This window comes from Roseibium sp. MMSF_3544 (assembly GCF_030732845.1).
GTDB lineage: Bacteria > Pseudomonadota > Alphaproteobacteria > Rhizobiales > Stappiaceae > Roseibium.
In genome coordinates this window covers 331,047-347,637 of record NZ_JASHKA010000002.1, presented here as the reverse complement: position 1 = coordinate 347,637, position 16,591 = coordinate 331,047, and the positions used below count along the sequence as shown (strand labels likewise).

Genomic DNA, 16,591 nt, shown 5'->3' with positions numbered 1-16,591 from the left:
TCAGGCCTCCCCTTCGCGTGCCACATCGACGTCTTCGCCGGATATGATGCGCAAATGCATGTTCATGTCGATATTGCATCCGGACAGCACCGCGACCGTCGGTCCCGAAACAGTTACCTTTCCGGCCACCAGAGCCGCCAGGCATACGGCGCCGGATCCTTCAACGACCTGTTTCTCCTGCCTGTAGCCGTGACGAATACCGGCCGCAATCTCTGCTTCGCTCAAAAGAACAATGTCATCCACCAGATCGCGGACCACGTTGAACGTGAACTGGTTGTCGAGCCCGATACCGCCGCCGAGCGAATCCGCCAGCGTCGGCAGTTCCGGCACCTGAACCGGACGACCGGCGTCCTGTGAGGCCGCCATGGCAGCACCACGCTCCATAGAGATGCCAATGATCTTCACGTTAGGCTTGGACGCCTTGATCGCCGCGGCGACGCCGGAAATGAGGCCGCCTCCAGACAGAGGCACAAGCACGGTTTCAACGTCCGGAACGTCTTCCAGAATTTCAAGACCCAGCGTTCCCTGGCCCGCAATGATGTCCTTGTGATCGAAAGGTGGAATGAGGGTCATCCCCTCCTCCGCAACCAGACGATCGACCTCGAGCTGGGCCTCGTCCTGCGACGACCCGACAATTCGGACCTCCGCACCCAGTGCCCGGATACCGTCAATCTTGTTCTGCGGCACAAGTGAAGACATGCATATGATGCAGCTGACACCCGCCTCTTTCGCGGCAAAGGCCAGACCACGGCCGTGATTGCCCGTGGAGACACCGACGACGCCGTTTGCCTTTTCGGCATCGTCGAGCGAAAGAACGGCATTGGCCGCACCACGCAGCTTGAAACTGCCGGTCTTTTGCAAGTGTTCAAGTTTCAGATGAACCGGCTCACCGCGTGCATCAGTCAGGGCTTGGGAGAAAACCGTCGGTGTGCGCAGGATCGTATCCGATATTCTCGCGCGGGCCTCGGCAAAAGTTTCGGGATAAAACTGAAATGCGTGCTGGTTCATGCGGAGCCTTAGGCCTTCTCGCGCGCGAGATCGAGTGAATAGAGTTTTCCGAATTCGGTCGGATGATGATCGGTAAGACCACCCAGGCGGGTCAAGAGCCAGCCCGCAGCCTGGTTTGAAGTCACCACCGGTTTTCCGATACGGGACTCAATTTCACCGACAGCGGTAAGCGCCGGCAAGGCGGTGCAGGAAATGAACAGTGCCTCGGCATCTTCCCGGTCGGCGGCGACGGCGGCATTCACGATCGTCTCGCGACTGAGACGCGCCATGTCACGATCGTCCTCCACGCCGAGGCAGTCGAAATTGACGACATCCAGGCCCTGACCGCTGAAAAACGCCGCCATCGGTTCGCTCGTCGCAATCGTATAGGGCGTCAGCACAGCAATGCGCTGAACGCCGAGTGCCTGAAATGCTGTCATCGCTGCGGCGGTCGGCGTGACGACCGGGACGTCCGGCAACGCCTTCTGAATGGATCTGCGCACTGCATCGTCGCCGATGACGACAGTTGCTGCCGTGCAGCTGTAGCAAACAGCGCTCAACGGCAAGAGGGGCGCAAGCAGCCCGGCCGCATCGGTCAAGCGGGGGGCCATCTGGCGAAGGTTTTCCGGTGTCGTCGGATTTTCGAAGGCAAGCCGCGTCACATGAATTGCGACATCACTGCCTTCGGTTTGCCGGTAAAGATCCCGTTCGCTGGTCATGTCCGTTGCCAGTGCAATCAGGCCGAATCTGGTTGTCGCCGTAGGGCTGAACCGTGCCGCTTCCGGTGACACTGATAGCGCAACTCTTGCCATACTGACTTCCTGATGAAGACGTACCGGTTCAAGCATGAACCGGCCGTTGAGAGAAATGTTCAGACGACCAGCACCGGGCAACCGGCCAGACTGGTAATCTTGTGAGACACGCTGCCGAGAAGAAATCCCTCGACATCGCCAAGGCCGCGGCTGCCGACGACGATCACATCGGCCTCATGCTCCCTGGCAAACTTGACGATCGTTCGCGCCGGCTGGCCAACCTTGACGAAAGCTCGCACAGGATCGGCTCCCGCGTCCCTTGCGAAGGCCTTAGCCTGTTCTGCAATCTCCTTGGCATGATCCCTTAAGGAATCGTCCGTCGGTTCGGGATCGTCCGGGCGCACCATCGACATGGAGGCTTCAAGGAGCGAGTGGTGGCTATAGACAGTCAGGATCTGAAGTTCAGCGCTGCAGGACGACCGCAATCCCACCGCAACTTCCAGCGCCTTTTGTGCACCAACCGAACCATCAACCGCGACCAGAATGTTCTTGAACATGGTTGGCTCCATCAACGGAATGCCAGGTCGCGCAGGAAAAGCGCAATCTGTGGAAAGAAGATCAGTGCGACGGAGACCGAAAGCAGGATCACCGTGAATGGAAAGATTCCGCGGATGACGTCAATATAGGGCCGCTTGAAAATTGCGATCGCCGTGAAGATGTCGCACCCGAAGGGTGGAGTCGCCGAGCCGATGGCCACCTGCAGCGTGATGATCGTTCCTACCAGCACAGGATCAAGCCCGACCGATTTCACGACAGGTGCGAAAATCGGCACCAGGATGAGGATCACGACGATCGGATCGACGAACATGCAGCCGATGAAGAAAGCAATCGAGATCACAGCGAGGACGCCATGCGGTCCCATCTCGGTAATGCCGATACCGGCGAGGATCTGCTGCGGCACCTGTGCGAATGAGATGACCCAGGAAAACGCCGCGCCTGCGCCGACGAGAATAAAGACAACCGCTGTGATCAGCCCCGTGGATTTGGCGATCATGTACATCTCCGGCCATTTCAAGGACCGGAACACGATAAACTCGAGAAACACTGCATAAAGCACGCAGACGGCTGCCGCTTCGGTCGGGCTAAAGACCCCACCATAGATGCCGCCGACGATGATCACCGGAAAACCGAGAGGCCAGACGGCCTTTCTGACTGCGTCGAAGCGTTCGCTCCAACTGGCTTTGGGTTCTGTCGGCACGACCTTTATGGTCGCATAGATCATGCTGTAGGCAGAAAAGAGAACGAGCAGCAGCAGGCCCGGCCCGATACCCGCAATGAAGAGTTCGGCAATCGAGGTGCTCGAAATCACGCCATAAATGATCATGCCTATGGATGGCGGAATGAGAAAGGCAATGTCGGACGCATTGATAATGAGCGCGAGAACGAACGAGTCCTTGTAACCGGCCTTGAGCATGCGTGGCCGAAGGGGAGAGCCGACTGCGACAACTGTCGCCTGTGTCGACCCGGAAACCGCACCAAACAACGTACAGGCCGTTGCGGTGCTGACTGCAAGGCCGCCTTTGACGTGACCGACGAATTTCATGACCATGTCGATCAGGCGCCCGGCGGACTGCCCGCGTGTCATGATGTCGGCTGCCAGAATGAACATCGGCACGGCGATCAGCGATGCCGGGCGAATACCGGCCATCATCTGTTGAACCATGAACTCGGTCTTGCTGAGGTCGCCGAACAGCATCATGAAGCCGGTAAAGGTCGCTGCCAGCAGTGGGATCATCATCGGAAAGCCGACCAGCAGCAGCACGATCATGATGAGGAAAATTGTCAACGCCATCGATTTTCCTCCTAAACCTCGAATTCATCTTCTTCGTACCCCTCAAGCACCTGCGTGGAGAGGTAGATGTCCTTGTCGAAAATGTTCTTGATGGCGGTCAGTGCGTACTGCACACCGGTCATGAAAAATCCGACGGGGACCCAGAGAAAAATCCAGTAGACGGGAATGGCCAGCGCCGGAAGGACCCTTCCAGATGCTGCAACACTCATGATGTAGCGGACGGCGAAATAGCACAGGGCGAACATGGCCAGCGACGTGACCGCCGCAATCACGATCATCACGAGTTTGCGTACGGGAGCTGGCATCATGTCGAAGATCGCGGACATGCGGATATGACGCCCCTGCCTCGCGGCATAGCTAATCCCGGCAAAGGTGATCAGGATGATCAGGATCCGGTTCAGCTCTTCGGAAAAGAAAAGACTGTGCTGAAAAACGAAGCGCCCGACGACGTTGATCACGGTGTTGGCCGCCATCAGAAGAACGCCGAATGCGAGCATCACGGATTCGATCCGGCTGACCACATCGTCGAGCATCCCGAGGATACAGGTCATCTGCGGTTGCTCCGTACCGGTGCTTTCGTCGTTTTTCACCGTTCTCTCCAGCCTGTCTCGAGCCTTACGGGAGCCCGCAAATTTCCGGGCTCCCACACGCGGTTTGTCACCCTCCGGCGACGGGTCAGTCGCGCGTTGCTTCCAGATCGGCTTTCATCTGATCGAGAATGGCCTTGCCGCTGTCACCGGTCATCTCGATGAATTTTGCCTCGACCTCGGCGGCGGCGTTCTTGAAGCAAGCCCGCTCATCTTCCGAGAGGACCGTGATGGTCATCTCCGGCTTGGCTTCCTTGATCTTATCCAGCTCGCTGTCCGCCAGGCTCTTCTGATAGCCGACGATGTAATCGAAGGCTGAAGCGGCCGCGTCCTGGATCACCTTCTGGTCTTCCGCGCTGAGGCCGTCATAGAACTGCTTGTTCGCCATCAGGGCCGTGGTGAAGTTGTTGTGGCCGGCATAGGTGATGTGATCGGTCACTTCGTAGATTTTCGTGGAGTAGAGGAAGAAGGTCGGGTTTTCCTGCCCCTGGATAATGTTGGTCTGAAGACCGCCATAAACTTCGCCCCAGGGCAAAGGCGTCGGTGTTGCACCGAAAGCCTTGTAGGATTCGACCAGAAGCGGGTTGGTCATCACCCGGAACTTGACCTCGTCCAGATCCTCGCAGCCCCTGACCGGTGACTTCGTGGTCATTGCCACCTCACCTTCCGGATACATGGACAGCAGCTCGAGCCCCTGGTTGGCATAAAGCCCGACGAAATCTTCGTTGATTGCCTTTGAGTTCTTGAAGAACCGCCCGAGATGATCCTGATCGGTGGGCAAGAGATAGGGAACGAAGAAAACCTGGGCTTCGGGGATCAATGCGCCCGTGAACCCCGGGGACTGGTTCACAAACTGGAGAAGACCCGCCTGAGTCTGCTCCATGATGTCGGCGGACTCGCCCAAGGAACCATAGGGAAAGAGCGTGATCGTGTGATCGGAATTGGCCTCCACGGCTTCCTTGAATTTCGTTGCATAGACGCCCTGCACATCCGTCAGGGCTTCTTCGAATGCATATTTCCAGTCTGCTGCCTGTATCTGCGAGATACCCGCAAGCAGCATGGCGGTGCCGGAGAGAAGGGCGGTGATTTTGCTTTTCATGTGCTTAACCTGCTTTTGCTGTTCCCTGGCAGCCGCTGCCTTGAGCGCACACACAGACAGTCCGCAGCGGCGAGCCGTCAGGCCTGCCCCTCGGAACCGGTCCACACGCCGAGACGTGGCGGCCGTGAAAAATGTTCTGGGTTGTTGTTATTGTCCTAAATTGAAATGAGGACAATTAAGAGTCAATCAGAATATTAAATCATGACAATTTTTGACTAAAAGGACAATCGTCAAAGCGCCAGCAAAGCAGGCTCCGGCGGGCTCTTGTAAAGACGAGCGATCAATTGCAGTCCATGCGCAAGGGCGCCGTCTTCCATTCCTCCGATACAAATACGAACCCCGGCAGAGACGGCCTGATCCGAAACGGCAAAGGCCGATCCGGGTGCGACGGCGACACCCTTGCGCCGCGCGTGGGCGACGAAGGCTTCCTCGGTCCAGGAGCCCGGAAGCGGCAGCCAGACATGCATTCCGTTCGGGCTCGATCCGAAGGGAATGCCTTCCAGGACCTTCGCCACGACCGCATTGCGCCGCCCAAGCGCGCCCATCTGCCAGGCCAGAAGTTCGTCGGCCGTACCGTTTTCAATGAAGAGTGACGCAATCTCGGCCATGATGGGCGTTGCCACCCAGTCCGTGACCAGGTGCCGGTTGGCGGCAGCGGATGCAAGAAGATCGGGAACCACGAGATAACCGTGCCGGAGTCCCGGCAGCAGGCATTTGGTGAAGCTTGTAAAATAGAAGGTCCGCTCCGGTGCGAACACGGCGATCGGCGGCGGTCTGTCTGGCTGCAAAGGCCCCCAGGCATCGTTCTCAATGATCGTGAAATCGAATTTTCGCGCCAGTTCAGCGAGCGCTTTTCTGCGCTCCTCACCCATCATAAGCGCCAGAGGATTCAGGCCACTCGGCATGACATAGAGAGACTTTACAGGCTTGGCCTTGCAAATCTTTTCAAGTTCGCCCGGCACAATACCTTCGCTGTCGATGGGCACACCCTCCAGACGCAAGTCCAGATACCTGGAAAGTGGCACCAGCGTGTGATGAGACATGGCCTCTGTCAAAACGAGGTCACCTGCATTTGCCGCCGTCAGCAGCGCCGTCGTCATCGCAGACGTCGCACCGTTGGTCATGACGACCGCGTCCGGCGCGCAGCTCAAACCGCAGCGTGCCAGCCAGGAAATGGCCGAACTTTTGAAAGGTTCCAGAGCATTTGAAGGCTTGAACGAAAAGATGCTCGCGTCTGCGAGCGTGCCAGAAAGCTCGGCAAGTGCAGCGCTCATCTTGTCGCGGTGCAACGGTGCGGTTACAGGTTTGAGAATTGAAAGATCGATCAACTGACCGTCGTGACCTGCCGGAACGAACGGCCAATTGGACTTCGCCGGTCCCGCGCTGACAAATGTCCCTCGACCAACCTGCCCTTCTATAAGACCCCGGCGGATCAGCTCGTCATAAGCCCGGCTGATCGTCTGAACGCTTAAATTGAGCTGATAGGCAAGCTCCCGATGGGTCGGCAGGCGCGCGCCGACCTCCAGATCACCGGTGTCAATCGCATTTGAGATCAGGTCGGCCAACGACCGGTAGGCCGGGCGCTGGATTGTTTCGGGGAAGGTCTTCCATATTGTCATGATTTCATACTGACGTTTTTCATTACAATTGACAAGTCAATTCAACCTGTCCATGGTCGCCTCATGCCCGGGCTGAAACTCGACGAACGTGATCTGAAAATCCTGACCATCCTGTCGCAAGAGGGCAGGCTTTCCAAAGCCGACCTTGCAAAGCGGGTCAACCTGTCCCCTACCCCGCTCTGGGAACGTCTCAAGCGACTGGAAGCTGCCGGGATCATCCGCGGATACAGTGCCGACATTTCGCTCAAAAACATTGCCGCCCATATCGAGGTCTTCGTGACTGTCGAACTGGAGAACCACAGGGCTGAGAGCTTTCAGTCCTTTGAGCGCATCATCGAGCGGTTTGAGGAAGTCGTCGCCTGCTGGGCCATCGGTGGCGGCTTCGACTACATTTTGCGGATCATCACAAAGGATATCGACAGCTATCAACGCCTCATTGACCAGCTTCTGGACGGAAAAGTCGGACTGGCGAGGTACTACACATACGTCGTGACAAAACCCGTGAAGCTGCACGGCGCACCGCCGCTTGACCTTTTGCTCAGCGACAACGCCGCAGAGGAAACAGCTGCCAATCAGCCTGAATAAAGAGAATTCCTCTAGCAAGGTTCACCCATTCAGAAGTTTCATCGCGATCCACTCTCTTAATGTCGGCGCATGACAACAGGAGACCGGATTGATGGAAATGTCCCTTCGTCAGGAATCAACACCTCCATTTTTGAACGACAAACGCCTGCTTCGGTCTTTCGCCTATGTCGACGGCAAATGGATTGCCAACAAGGACGGCAGCACTCTCAAGGTTACCGATCCGGCGACCGGCGACGAGATTGGTGAAGTCGCCAGTCTCGATGTTGCAGAAAGCAGGGGCGCGATTGAAGCGGCACATCGAAGTTTTGCGCCCTGGGCGGCACTGCTGCCACAAGACCGTTCAGCCATCCTGAAGCGATGGTACGAGCTGATATCGGACCACCGTGAGGATCTTGCGTTGCTGATGACGCTCGAGCAGGGAAAGCCCATTTCCGAGGCGCGGGGGGAAATCGACTATGGCGCCTCTTTTGTCGAGTTTTTCGCCGAAGAAGCCAAACGCCCGAATGTCGAAGGCGTGACCTCGCATCTTGCCGACGCGGAGGTCGAAGTGTGGATGGAACCGGTCGGTGTGGCCGCGCTGATTACACCCTGGAACTTTCCGAGTGCGATGGTCACCCGCAAGGCGTCTGCGGCTCTTGCAGCTGGTTGTACGGTGGTCGTGCATCCGTCTGCAGAAACACCGTTTTCCTGCCTCGCCCTGGCTGAACTGGCGGAACGCGCGGGCATCCCGGCGGGTGTTTTCAATGTGATCACCGGTGAACCGGCCACAGTCGTTGCTCCCTGGATGGAAGACACACGCGTCAGGGCCCTCTCCTTCACCGGTTCCACGGAGATCGGAAAGCTGCTTTACCGCCAGAGTGCGGACACGATCAAACGCATGGTTCTCGAACTCGGCGGGCACGCGCCGTTTCTCGTCTTTGCCGACTGCGACTTGGACCGGGCCGTGGACGAAGCGGTAAAGGCAAAATTTGCGACGTCAGGACAGGATTGCCTTGGCGCCAACCGTTTTCTGGTGGAGCGGCCGGTGTATGACGAATTCTGCGAGCGCTTTGCGGCCCGCACGGCCGAACTAACGGTTGGATTCGGATTGGATGACCCAGACATCGGCCCGCTGATGAACCACAAGGCGATCGACAAACAGGAAAGCCACGTCGCGGACGCCTTGGCGAAGGGGGCAGCGCTTCTGTGCGGTGGAAGGCGTCATGCCGCCGGTCCTCTGTTCTACGAGCCCACGGTGCTCCGGGACGTTCCCTCGAACGCGAAGATCATGCACGAAGAAACGTTCGGCCCGGTCGCCGCAATCGCACCCTTTGACGACGAAGACGAAGCGCTACGACGCGCCAACGACACCGAATACGGTCTGATCGCCTATGTGCACACAAGCGATCCACGCCGGATTTACCGAGCGAGCCGCCGCCTTCAATTCGGCATGGTCGCGGTGAACCGAACCAAGGTAACTGGCGCGCCCATTCCCTTTGGCGGAATGAAACAGTCCGGTCTCGGCCGCGAGGGCGCCCGCATCGGCATGGCCGACTTCATGGATATCAAATACGTCTGCCGCGACTGGGCGTGACCAAACAAAAGGACAGGAAATGCTTCGCAACGACCAGCTCGATCAGTGGGATCGCGAAAACTTCTTTCACCCCTCAACGCACCTGGCACAGCATGCGCGCGGAGACGCACCGAGCCGGATCGTGGAGACCGGCTCGGGCGTTTACATCGAAGACCGGGACGGTACCAGACTTCTGGACGCCTTTGCCGGGCTTTATTGTGTCAATGTCGGTTATGGGCGTCGGGAAATCGCGGACGCCATTGCCGATCAGGCGCGGAAACTTGCCTATTATCACGCCTATGTCGGTCACGGCACAGAAGCCTCGATCACGTTGTCGAAAATGATTCTGGACCGTGCACCGGCGAACATGTCCAAGGTCTATTTCGGTCTCGGCGGGTCGGACGCCAACGAAACCAATATCAAGCTCGTCTGGTACTACAACAACATTCTCGGCCGCCCGGAAAAGAAGAAGATCATCTCCCGCTGGCGCGGCTATCACGGCTCCGGGCTGATGACGGGGTCGCTTACGGGCCTGGAGCTGTTTCATAAAAAATTCGATCTGCCCTTCGACAATGTCCTGCACACGGAAGCGCCCTACTATTTCCGACGCCCCGATCTTTCGATGACAGAAGCGGATTTCGTTGCTCATTGCGTGTCCGAGCTGGAACTGCTGATCGAGCGTGAAGGGGCCGATACAATCGCAGCGTTCATTGGCGAACCGGCCATGGGCACAGGCGGGCTGGTGCCCCCGCCTGAAGGTTACTGGGAGGCGATCCAGCCGATCCTGAAAAAGCACGATATCCTGCTGATCGCCGACGAGGTCGTCACCGGCTTCGGCCGCCTCGGCTCAATGTTCGGGTCCGGGCACTACGGCATTGAGGCGGACATCATTACGATTGCGAAGGGGCTGACGTCGGCTTACGCACCGCTGTCCGGCTCCGTCATTTCAGACAAGGTCTGGAATGTGCTGATGCAAGGCACGGACGAGACGGGTCCAATAGGACATGGCTGGACTTATTCGGCGCATCCGATCGGCGCAGCCGCGGCGATCGCCAATCTTGAATTGGTCGACAAGCTCGAACTGGTCGCGAACGCCGGCGAAACCGGCGCTTATCTGAAACAAATGATGGCCGAAGCCCTTGGAGATCATCCGAATATCGGCGAGATTCGCGGCGAAGGGCTCCTTGTTGCCGCTGAATTTGTGGAAGACAGGGACAGCCGGACCTTTTTTGACCCCTCGCGCAAAATCGGGCCCGCTTTGGCGGCCGCGCTTCTCAAGCATGGCGTGATTGCGCGTGCGATGCCGCAAGGCGACATCCTGGGGTTTGCCCCACCTCTATGTCTCACTAGAGAGGAAGCCGACGTGATCGTCGACAGGACCCGGAAAGCCGTTTCGGACGTTCTTGGGTGAGACGTCCTCTGGTCTCCTGAGTCGCCCGCAATATAGCCTGCTGCAAAGTGAAATTGGGCGGGAGGCCTTTGCCTCCCGCCCCTGTTCTCATTCAATCGCGCCGACTTCGCGGTAGTAGCGCTCTGCACCCGGGTGAAGTTCCATAAGGCCGCGTTTTGTTGCGGCAAACTTCACGTCGAGGGCCTCTGCCCAGGGGGCTTCGGACGTGACCTGTTCCAGATTGTCCCAGAAGGTCTTGGTGACCTTGTAGACGGTTTCCTCGTCCAGATCGGCGCGCACGCCGATCCCGACAGCCGTGTCGAAGGACATCACCGCATCCTCGTTTTTCTGGCCCTCATACATGCCGGCCGGAACCTCGGCGCGGTAGCGCCATTTGCCGAGCCACTTGTCGACCTCCTCGCCTTCATGGCTTTCCGGACCGATGAAGCGCAGGTTTTCCGTTTCTGTAAACTGGATGAACTGACCGCACGGGTCGAGGCAGCCATTCACGTAGACATCGATCTTGCCGTCCAGAAACGCCTGGAAGCCGGTTTGCCAGTTGGCCTTGATGGCATCGTAGTCCTCGCCTTCGACCAGACCGGTTGTGGATTCAACCCAGCCGCGCGCCGCGTTATAAGCGCCGCCGCCCTGGGGGCCGAGAAAGACCGAAGCTCCCTCGATGTCGTCGAGAACCTGGATGTCGCTGTCGTCGCGAACGGCGAAGTGATACTGGCCGTAAGGAAACCACATCAAGAGCCGATAATTCTTGGCAAGTTCCGGAGCGTCCGCTTCGTTGGCATACATCGCCTTGCCGGCGGACATGAGATTGTAGATCACCGGACTGGTCATGGACATGTCCAGGTTGCCGCGGGCAACTTCCATCATGTGAAGCGTTGCCGCGCCGCCGCCGGAAACCTCGATTTCAATATCGTCGAGATTGTCCGTGACGATATTGGCGAAGGTGGCCATGGTGATCGCCTGCCCGAGGCTGGGCGCGATCGTCGCCATCTTCAAGGTGTCCTGCGCCTGGGCCGGTGCTGCCCAGATCATTGCCGCGCTTGCGGCGATTGCCAGATTCCGCATGTATTGTCCTCCCTGACCAATGCGTATTCAGTTGTTTCAGGCCGACTTCGCGTCGACCGGTGACGGGTCTCCCCCCAGAAACCGATGTCCAATGACGAGGCCGATGCCGGCGACCAACGCGATGCCGGCGACTGCCATGTTCGGGATGAGCAGCGCAACGCCCGCGACACCCCGCAATATGCGCTCGGCGACATTCAGGCGGTTTTTCTCAAACCCTGTCAGGGCCGAGGTCAATAGCCACATGGCGAGCGAGAAGGCGACGATGATCCAGCCGAGATCGAACCAGCTCACGGTGGAAATGTCGATCATTGCCTTCGATGTCGGCACCTCGCCGCCGAACCAGCCAAACAGGACCTGGAGTTTATACAAAACGGCGGGGTGATAGACGAAGACGAACGGAATGATAAAGCCCGCCAGCGCAAGACGCGCGGCCTGGAAGCCCGTGCGGACCGGGTCCGCTCCTGCAATGGGCGCGGCGGCAAAAGCTGCAAGCGCCACCGGTGGTGTCACGGTCGAAATCACCGCGAAGAAGACCACGAAAAGATGCAAGGTGAGCGGTGCGATCCCGACCGCATCAATGCCGGAGCTGAGTGCGATGACGATGATGAAATAGGTTGCCCCCGGTGGCAGCCCCATGCCGAGCACGATCGCGCCAAGGGCGACGACGACCAGCGTCCCGAACAAAGGCCCGCCCGCGAGCTGGGCGAGCAACAGCGACAACCGTCCGCTGAAGCCGGACACCTGGATCAGGCCGACGATCAGACCGATCGCGGTGACGATCACGATGATCGACGCCGACATCTTTCCGGCGCTGACGAAAGCCGCGTACAGCTTGTCAGGCGAGCGGAAACTGCGGAACAGAAGCAACGCGCTGACGAGCGCAACGATGAAGCCATAAAACCCGGCTTTGGGCACTGACGGCTGAGCAAACAGGAAGTAGCTCAAAACACCCAGGGGCAACACGAAGACAAGACACTGCACACGTTCTGCACCGGTCAGTCTCGGACGTGCTTCCTCAGGCAGCGGACCGACGCCCTGCCGCCGCGCTTCGAAATAAACCGTCAGGAACGTGCCAAGGTAAAAGAATGCCGCCGGGATGATCGCGGCAATTACGATGTATCGGTATTCGAGCCCGATCTGTCCGGCGACGAAGAAGGCAACCACACCCATCACCGGCGGCATCACCTGCCCGCCGGTCGAGGCTGCCGCTTCCACGGCAGCCGCAAAGGCGGGCCGGAACCCGGAGCGCTTGATCACGGGAATGGTCATGACCCCGGTCGAGACCACATTGGAGATCGCCGCACCACTCAAGGTGCCGAACAACGCGGAACTCGCAACGGCTGCGTGGGCGGCCCCGCCAGTCAGACCGCCGGTCAGCCGGTTGGCGATCTTCATCAGGAGGTCGCCTGCACCGCTCGCCATCAACACGGCTCCGAAGACGATGAAGATCAGCACGTTGCCGGACACCACCTGAAGGGGCTGGCCGAACATGCCACCGGTTTGCGACCAGAAATTCAGCACCATGGAGCGCATGCTCTGTGCAAGCGTTGCTTCGGACCCAGCCAGAATGCCGGTCCATTCCGGAAGCCAGCCGCGCACGAAGAAGTAGATGACCCAGAAGAGACAGAAGCCGACGATGAAGGAACCGAAATTGCGCCAGGTCAGATATAGAACCAGCACCGTTGCGATCGGAAAGAGGATGAAGTCCAGCGGACGCGCCGACGGCAGGGCACCGCCGTCAACGGCAAAAAGATTTGCGACCCACATGCAGAAGACAAAGGTGGAGAGCGCCGTCAGAACCCACTTTATCCATGGCCGGGTGTCATTCAGACTGAGGAAAGCAACGGCAAAGGAAAACAGGATCGGCAGTCCGAGGATCAGGCCGGTCGGCAGCAGGAAAGCGCGTTCGAATGACCGGAAGCTGCCGCCGAGCCAGTGATCACGCAGAAGCAGCCGTTGCTGGCGACGGGACAGTTCGTCGAAACCGGGTGTCGTGACCTCGATCACCCAACGGACAAACTCGGACAGCGGCCCAGAGGCTGCATAAACCAGAATGACCATGGCGAAGATGAAGGACAGAATGTCGGCGATCCGCTGTTCAAATCTGGTCTCGCTCATTTGGCCGCCTCCGCATTCCGAAGCTGGCGTGCGTTCCAGAGGTAAGTATTGCGGGCCGTCGCGTTAACTTCGCCCTCGGCCAGCTGTTCCATCGCTTCGGCCTTGAGAGTTTCAGCCGGCTCACCGAGCGCTATCAAATGGTCGCACAGTTCCAGGCGCCACTGCGGGTTCGCCGCAGACCGTGCAGCTGTTGTCAGCGCGTCGACACCGCCGGCAAGCTCTGCCATTTGTGTTGCGCGTTCTACCGAAGAGAGCGTGCCGAGATGGGTCGGATTGCCGTCGTACCAGCCGAGAGTCCCCGTCGCAAAAGCGCGGGCCGACCAGCTCGCCTTGCCGTAGAATTCACCGAGCCAGGGTTTTTGTGCAATCTCTTCCGGCAACCTCAGGCTTGCGGCAATGTCGTCCAGGGACAGGCCCTTGTCCATGCCGTCCGCGGTGTGACGCATCACATGCCGGATCGCCGCACCGGTCGTGCTCAGAACGTCGCGGACCCTGTCTTTTCCGAACACCGGCATCGTGTGTCCCGGAGCCAACACGGTGGCACCAAGTCCGGCAAGCAGGTCGAGGCTGTCCGCCCAGGCAGCAAAATCACGATAGGGCGTGCCGCGGATGGCGTAGAGATTGGGAAAAGCGTGATACCAGTTGTCGCCCGGGAACAGAACGCCGGCATCTTCCAGCCAGACGGCCATGTGATCGGCGGTCTCGCCGGGCGCCATGATCAGCTTCGCCCTGACGCCGTCAAGGTCGATTTCCCGATTGCTGTCCACAAGTTCCGTCGGTGGCAGAAAGCCTGCGCCCAGACCTTCCATTGGCCGATCGCCGGGGCCGCAGCCCAGGGAGACGCGCTCTTCCGGTGTTAACCCGACGCCGAACTGCGCAGCGGTTCTGCGGTTCAGCGCCTTGTGTGGTGCAATGATACTGTCGTCCTGGCCAACCAGATCAGACTTGAACTTCGCGTTCGCCAGCACCGGAACGTCGCGACCCTCGGCGAATATGCTCGCGCCCGAAATATGGTCGCGGTGGCTGTGCGTGTAGATGATTCGCCCCACAGGCTTGTCGGTGCGCTTCCGGATTTCCGCAAGCACATTTTTCGCCGCGCCCGTGCTCTCAGACGTGTCGATGACAGTCAGAGAGGTTTCGCCTTCAACAATATGCTGCGTTGATGCCGCGTAGCCCACCGCCGTCCACATGCCCGGCGCCAGTTCGACGATCGACTTTCGAAACTGTGTCTCATTGTGGTGGAGCAAATCGGCGTTGGGCATGGGTCAGTCTCCGGTGTGATCTTGCATCGCCGGGCCGCGATATTTTTCAGTCAACTCGGAAGGTACTTCCGAGCCGTCGACCAGGAACGGCAGAATGCCTTTCCGGATTGATTTTCCTCGCATATTCCTGATGTCGTCGTCGGAGCGCGTGACCCGCTGCGCGCAGCGTCTGCCCCAATCGGCCAACATGGCGTAGAGACGGTCAATCTCCGCCTGATGAGCTGTGCCCTTCGCAAGATCGTGGAACTCGTCCGGGTCCTCTTTCAGATCGAACAGCATCGGCCGGAACCCACCTTCGGCATGCATCAGCTTGTAGCGTCCGTCGAACACCATGAAGAGGCGGCAGTCCTTGGGATCGAGACCCAGTTTCACCGCCTGCTGCGTCGGAGAATAGTCGAATTCGGAAACGGCAAATTCCCGCCACGCCGGGGTTTCGCCGCGAAGCCAGGGCACCAATGAGCGGCCCTCGAGAATATGATCTTGAACCTTGCCGCCCGCGACTTCCACAAAGGTCGGCGCGAGATCGATGGATTCGATCAGAGCGTCGCAGGTCGTGCCGCGCGTGCCGTCGGCTTCAGGGCGCGGATCGTAGACAATCATCGGGATCTTCACGGACGGGTCGTGAAAGAGATCCTTTTCGCCCAGCCAATGATCTCCGAGATAGTCGCCATGGTCCGAAGTCAGGACGATCATGGTGTCCTTCAGCCGTCCGCTGGCTTCAAGATAGTCCAGCAGGATGCCAAGCTGATCGTCGCATTGCTTGATGAGCCCCATATAGGCCGGGATGACCTTTTGCCGGACATCGTCTTTTTGAAAGGCAGACGAGATCAGGTTGTCCATGTAAGCGGCAAAAACCGGATGCGGGTCCTCCCGCTCGGCCTCGTGGCGGCAGGGCGCGGGAACATGGTTTAAGCCGAACATGTCGTGATAAGGCGCCGGGACGATATAGGGCCAGTGCGGCTTGATGTAGCTGACATGAGCGCACCAGGGCCCATTCTGCTCTTCGATGAAATCGATGGTCCTGGCCGTCAGCCAGGGGGTTTCGCTGTCCTTTTCCTGAATGTTTGCCGGCTTGTCGGCATTTTCAAACATCCAGCCGGACGCGATGTTGCCGTCTTTGTCGATGCCCGCATTGGCGAAATCGGCCCAGGGGTTGTCGCCCTCATAACCTTTCGATTTCAGATATTCGTTATAGGGGGAGCGCTTCTCGTCGTAAAAACCATCCGGACCGTAGCCCCAGAGCCCGTCGTCCCGGATCCAGACATCGAACCCGCACTCGGCCTGTCTTGCGCCGATCATGCTGTCAGGCGCCAGCCCCAACCGCTTCATGCCGTCCTTGTCTGCTTTCATGTGCGTCTTGCCGATCAGCCAGCAATCCATGCCGGAGGCGCGCAGGTGATCGCCGAGGGTCTGTTCACCCACACGAAGCGGGAACCCGTTCCAGGCCGCTCCGTGAGAGGACACGTACCGGCCGGTGTAGAAGCTCATCCGGCTTGCGCCGCAGATCGGCGACTGGACATAGGCGTTTGTAAAGCGGACCCCCATCTGCGCCACCTTGTCGAAATTCGGTGTCTGCAGATGCGGGTGTCCGGCGCAGCTGAGGTAATCAAACCTTAGCTGATCATACATGATGAACAGAATATTCAAGCGCGGATTTCTCCACTTTTTTGCCAACCGTACCGGCCGGCTTCCTCCCTCGGGCAGC

14 protein-coding genes are annotated in these 16,591 nt (G+C 58.8%); 3 read left to right on the top strand and 11 right to left on the bottom strand.

The genetic code is table 11. The features are described from left to right. From eutB to RBB47_RS04190, 7 genes are all read right to left on the bottom strand, one after another. Positions 1–1,008, bottom strand: a complete 1,008-nt coding sequence (eutB, locus tag RBB47_RS04220; RefSeq protein WP_305984494.1) for a hydroxyectoine utilization dehydratase EutB — start codon at positions 1,006–1,008, stop codon at positions 1–3. A gap of 8 nt (positions 1,009–1,016) precedes the next feature. Further along, positions 1,017–1,799: an aspartate/glutamate racemase family protein gene (locus RBB47_RS04215; protein ID WP_305984493.1), complete on the bottom strand. Its 783-nt coding sequence runs from the start codon at positions 1,797–1,799 to the stop codon at positions 1,017–1,019. A 59-nt stretch (positions 1,800–1,858) separates the two neighbouring features. Next, positions 1,859–2,296 (bottom strand): universal stress protein, encoded by a 438-nt coding sequence (locus RBB47_RS04210; RefSeq protein ID WP_305984492.1) that lies wholly within the window; start codon positions 2,294–2,296, stop codon positions 1,859–1,861. Positions 2,297–2,307: 11 nt separating this feature from the next. Further along, positions 2,308–3,591: a TRAP transporter large permease gene (locus RBB47_RS04205; RefSeq protein ID WP_305984491.1), complete on the bottom strand. Its 1,284-nt coding sequence runs from the start codon at positions 3,589–3,591 to the stop codon at positions 2,308–2,310. An 11-nt stretch (positions 3,592–3,602) separates the two neighbouring features. Then, positions 3,603–4,181: a TRAP transporter small permease gene (locus tag RBB47_RS04200; protein WP_305984490.1), complete on the bottom strand. Its 579-nt coding sequence runs from the start codon at positions 4,179–4,181 to the stop codon at positions 3,603–3,605. 85 nt (positions 4,182–4,266) lie between these two features. Then, positions 4,267–5,277 (bottom strand): TRAP transporter substrate-binding protein DctP, encoded by a 1,011-nt coding sequence (gene dctP / locus RBB47_RS04195; RefSeq protein ID WP_305984489.1) that lies wholly within the window; start codon positions 5,275–5,277, stop codon positions 4,267–4,269. 230 nt (positions 5,278–5,507) lie between these two features. Then, positions 5,508–6,896, bottom strand: a complete 1,389-nt coding sequence (locus RBB47_RS04190; protein ID WP_305984488.1) for a PLP-dependent aminotransferase family protein — start codon at positions 6,894–6,896, stop codon at positions 5,508–5,510. A 63-nt stretch (positions 6,897–6,959) separates the two neighbouring features. Here RBB47_RS04190 and RBB47_RS04185 point away from each other — a divergent pair, with 63 nt between their 5' ends. The 3 genes from RBB47_RS04185 (at position 6,960) to RBB47_RS04175 (ending at position 10,444) form a co-directional block, all read left to right on the top strand. After that, positions 6,960–7,481, top strand: a complete 522-nt coding sequence (locus tag RBB47_RS04185; RefSeq protein WP_305984487.1) for an Lrp/AsnC family transcriptional regulator — start codon at positions 6,960–6,962, stop codon at positions 7,479–7,481. 91 nt (positions 7,482–7,572) lie between these two features. Continuing rightward, positions 7,573–9,054, top strand: coding sequence for an NAD-dependent succinate-semialdehyde dehydrogenase (locus RBB47_RS04180; RefSeq protein WP_305984486.1), 1,482 nt, complete (start codon positions 7,573–7,575; stop codon positions 9,052–9,054). A 19-nt stretch (positions 9,055–9,073) separates the two neighbouring features. Next, complete coding sequence (locus RBB47_RS04175; RefSeq protein WP_305984485.1) at positions 9,074–10,444, top strand: aspartate aminotransferase family protein; 1,371 nt, start codon at positions 9,074–9,076, stop codon at positions 10,442–10,444. A gap of 87 nt (positions 10,445–10,531) precedes the next feature. On the opposite strand, the gene RBB47_RS04170 is transcribed toward RBB47_RS04175, so the two are convergent. Genes RBB47_RS04170 through RBB47_RS04155 form a run of 4 tightly spaced genes read right to left on the bottom strand, consistent with a single transcriptional unit; the run spans position 10,532 to position 16,533 of the window. Further along, positions 10,532–11,506 (bottom strand): TAXI family TRAP transporter solute-binding subunit, encoded by a 975-nt coding sequence (locus RBB47_RS04170; protein WP_305984484.1) that lies wholly within the window; start codon positions 11,504–11,506, stop codon positions 10,532–10,534. Positions 11,507–11,542: 36 nt separating this feature from the next. Continuing rightward, on the bottom strand, positions 11,543–13,624 hold the full coding sequence (locus tag RBB47_RS04165; RefSeq protein WP_305984483.1) for a TRAP transporter fused permease subunit: 2,082 nt from the start codon (positions 13,622–13,624) through the stop codon (positions 11,543–11,545). After that, entirely contained in the window at positions 13,621–14,886 is a 1,266-nt protein-coding gene (locus RBB47_RS04160; RefSeq protein WP_305984482.1) for an alkyl/aryl-sulfatase, read from the bottom strand. The genes RBB47_RS04165 and RBB47_RS04160 overlap by 4 nt, the downstream gene beginning before the upstream one ends. 3 nt (positions 14,887–14,889) lie before the next feature. Next, a complete protein-coding gene (locus tag RBB47_RS04155; protein WP_371932733.1) occupies positions 14,890–16,533 on the bottom strand; it encodes a sulfatase-like hydrolase/transferase in 1,644 nt (547 codons plus the stop codon). Between the last annotated feature and the right edge of the window lie 58 nt (positions 16,534–16,591).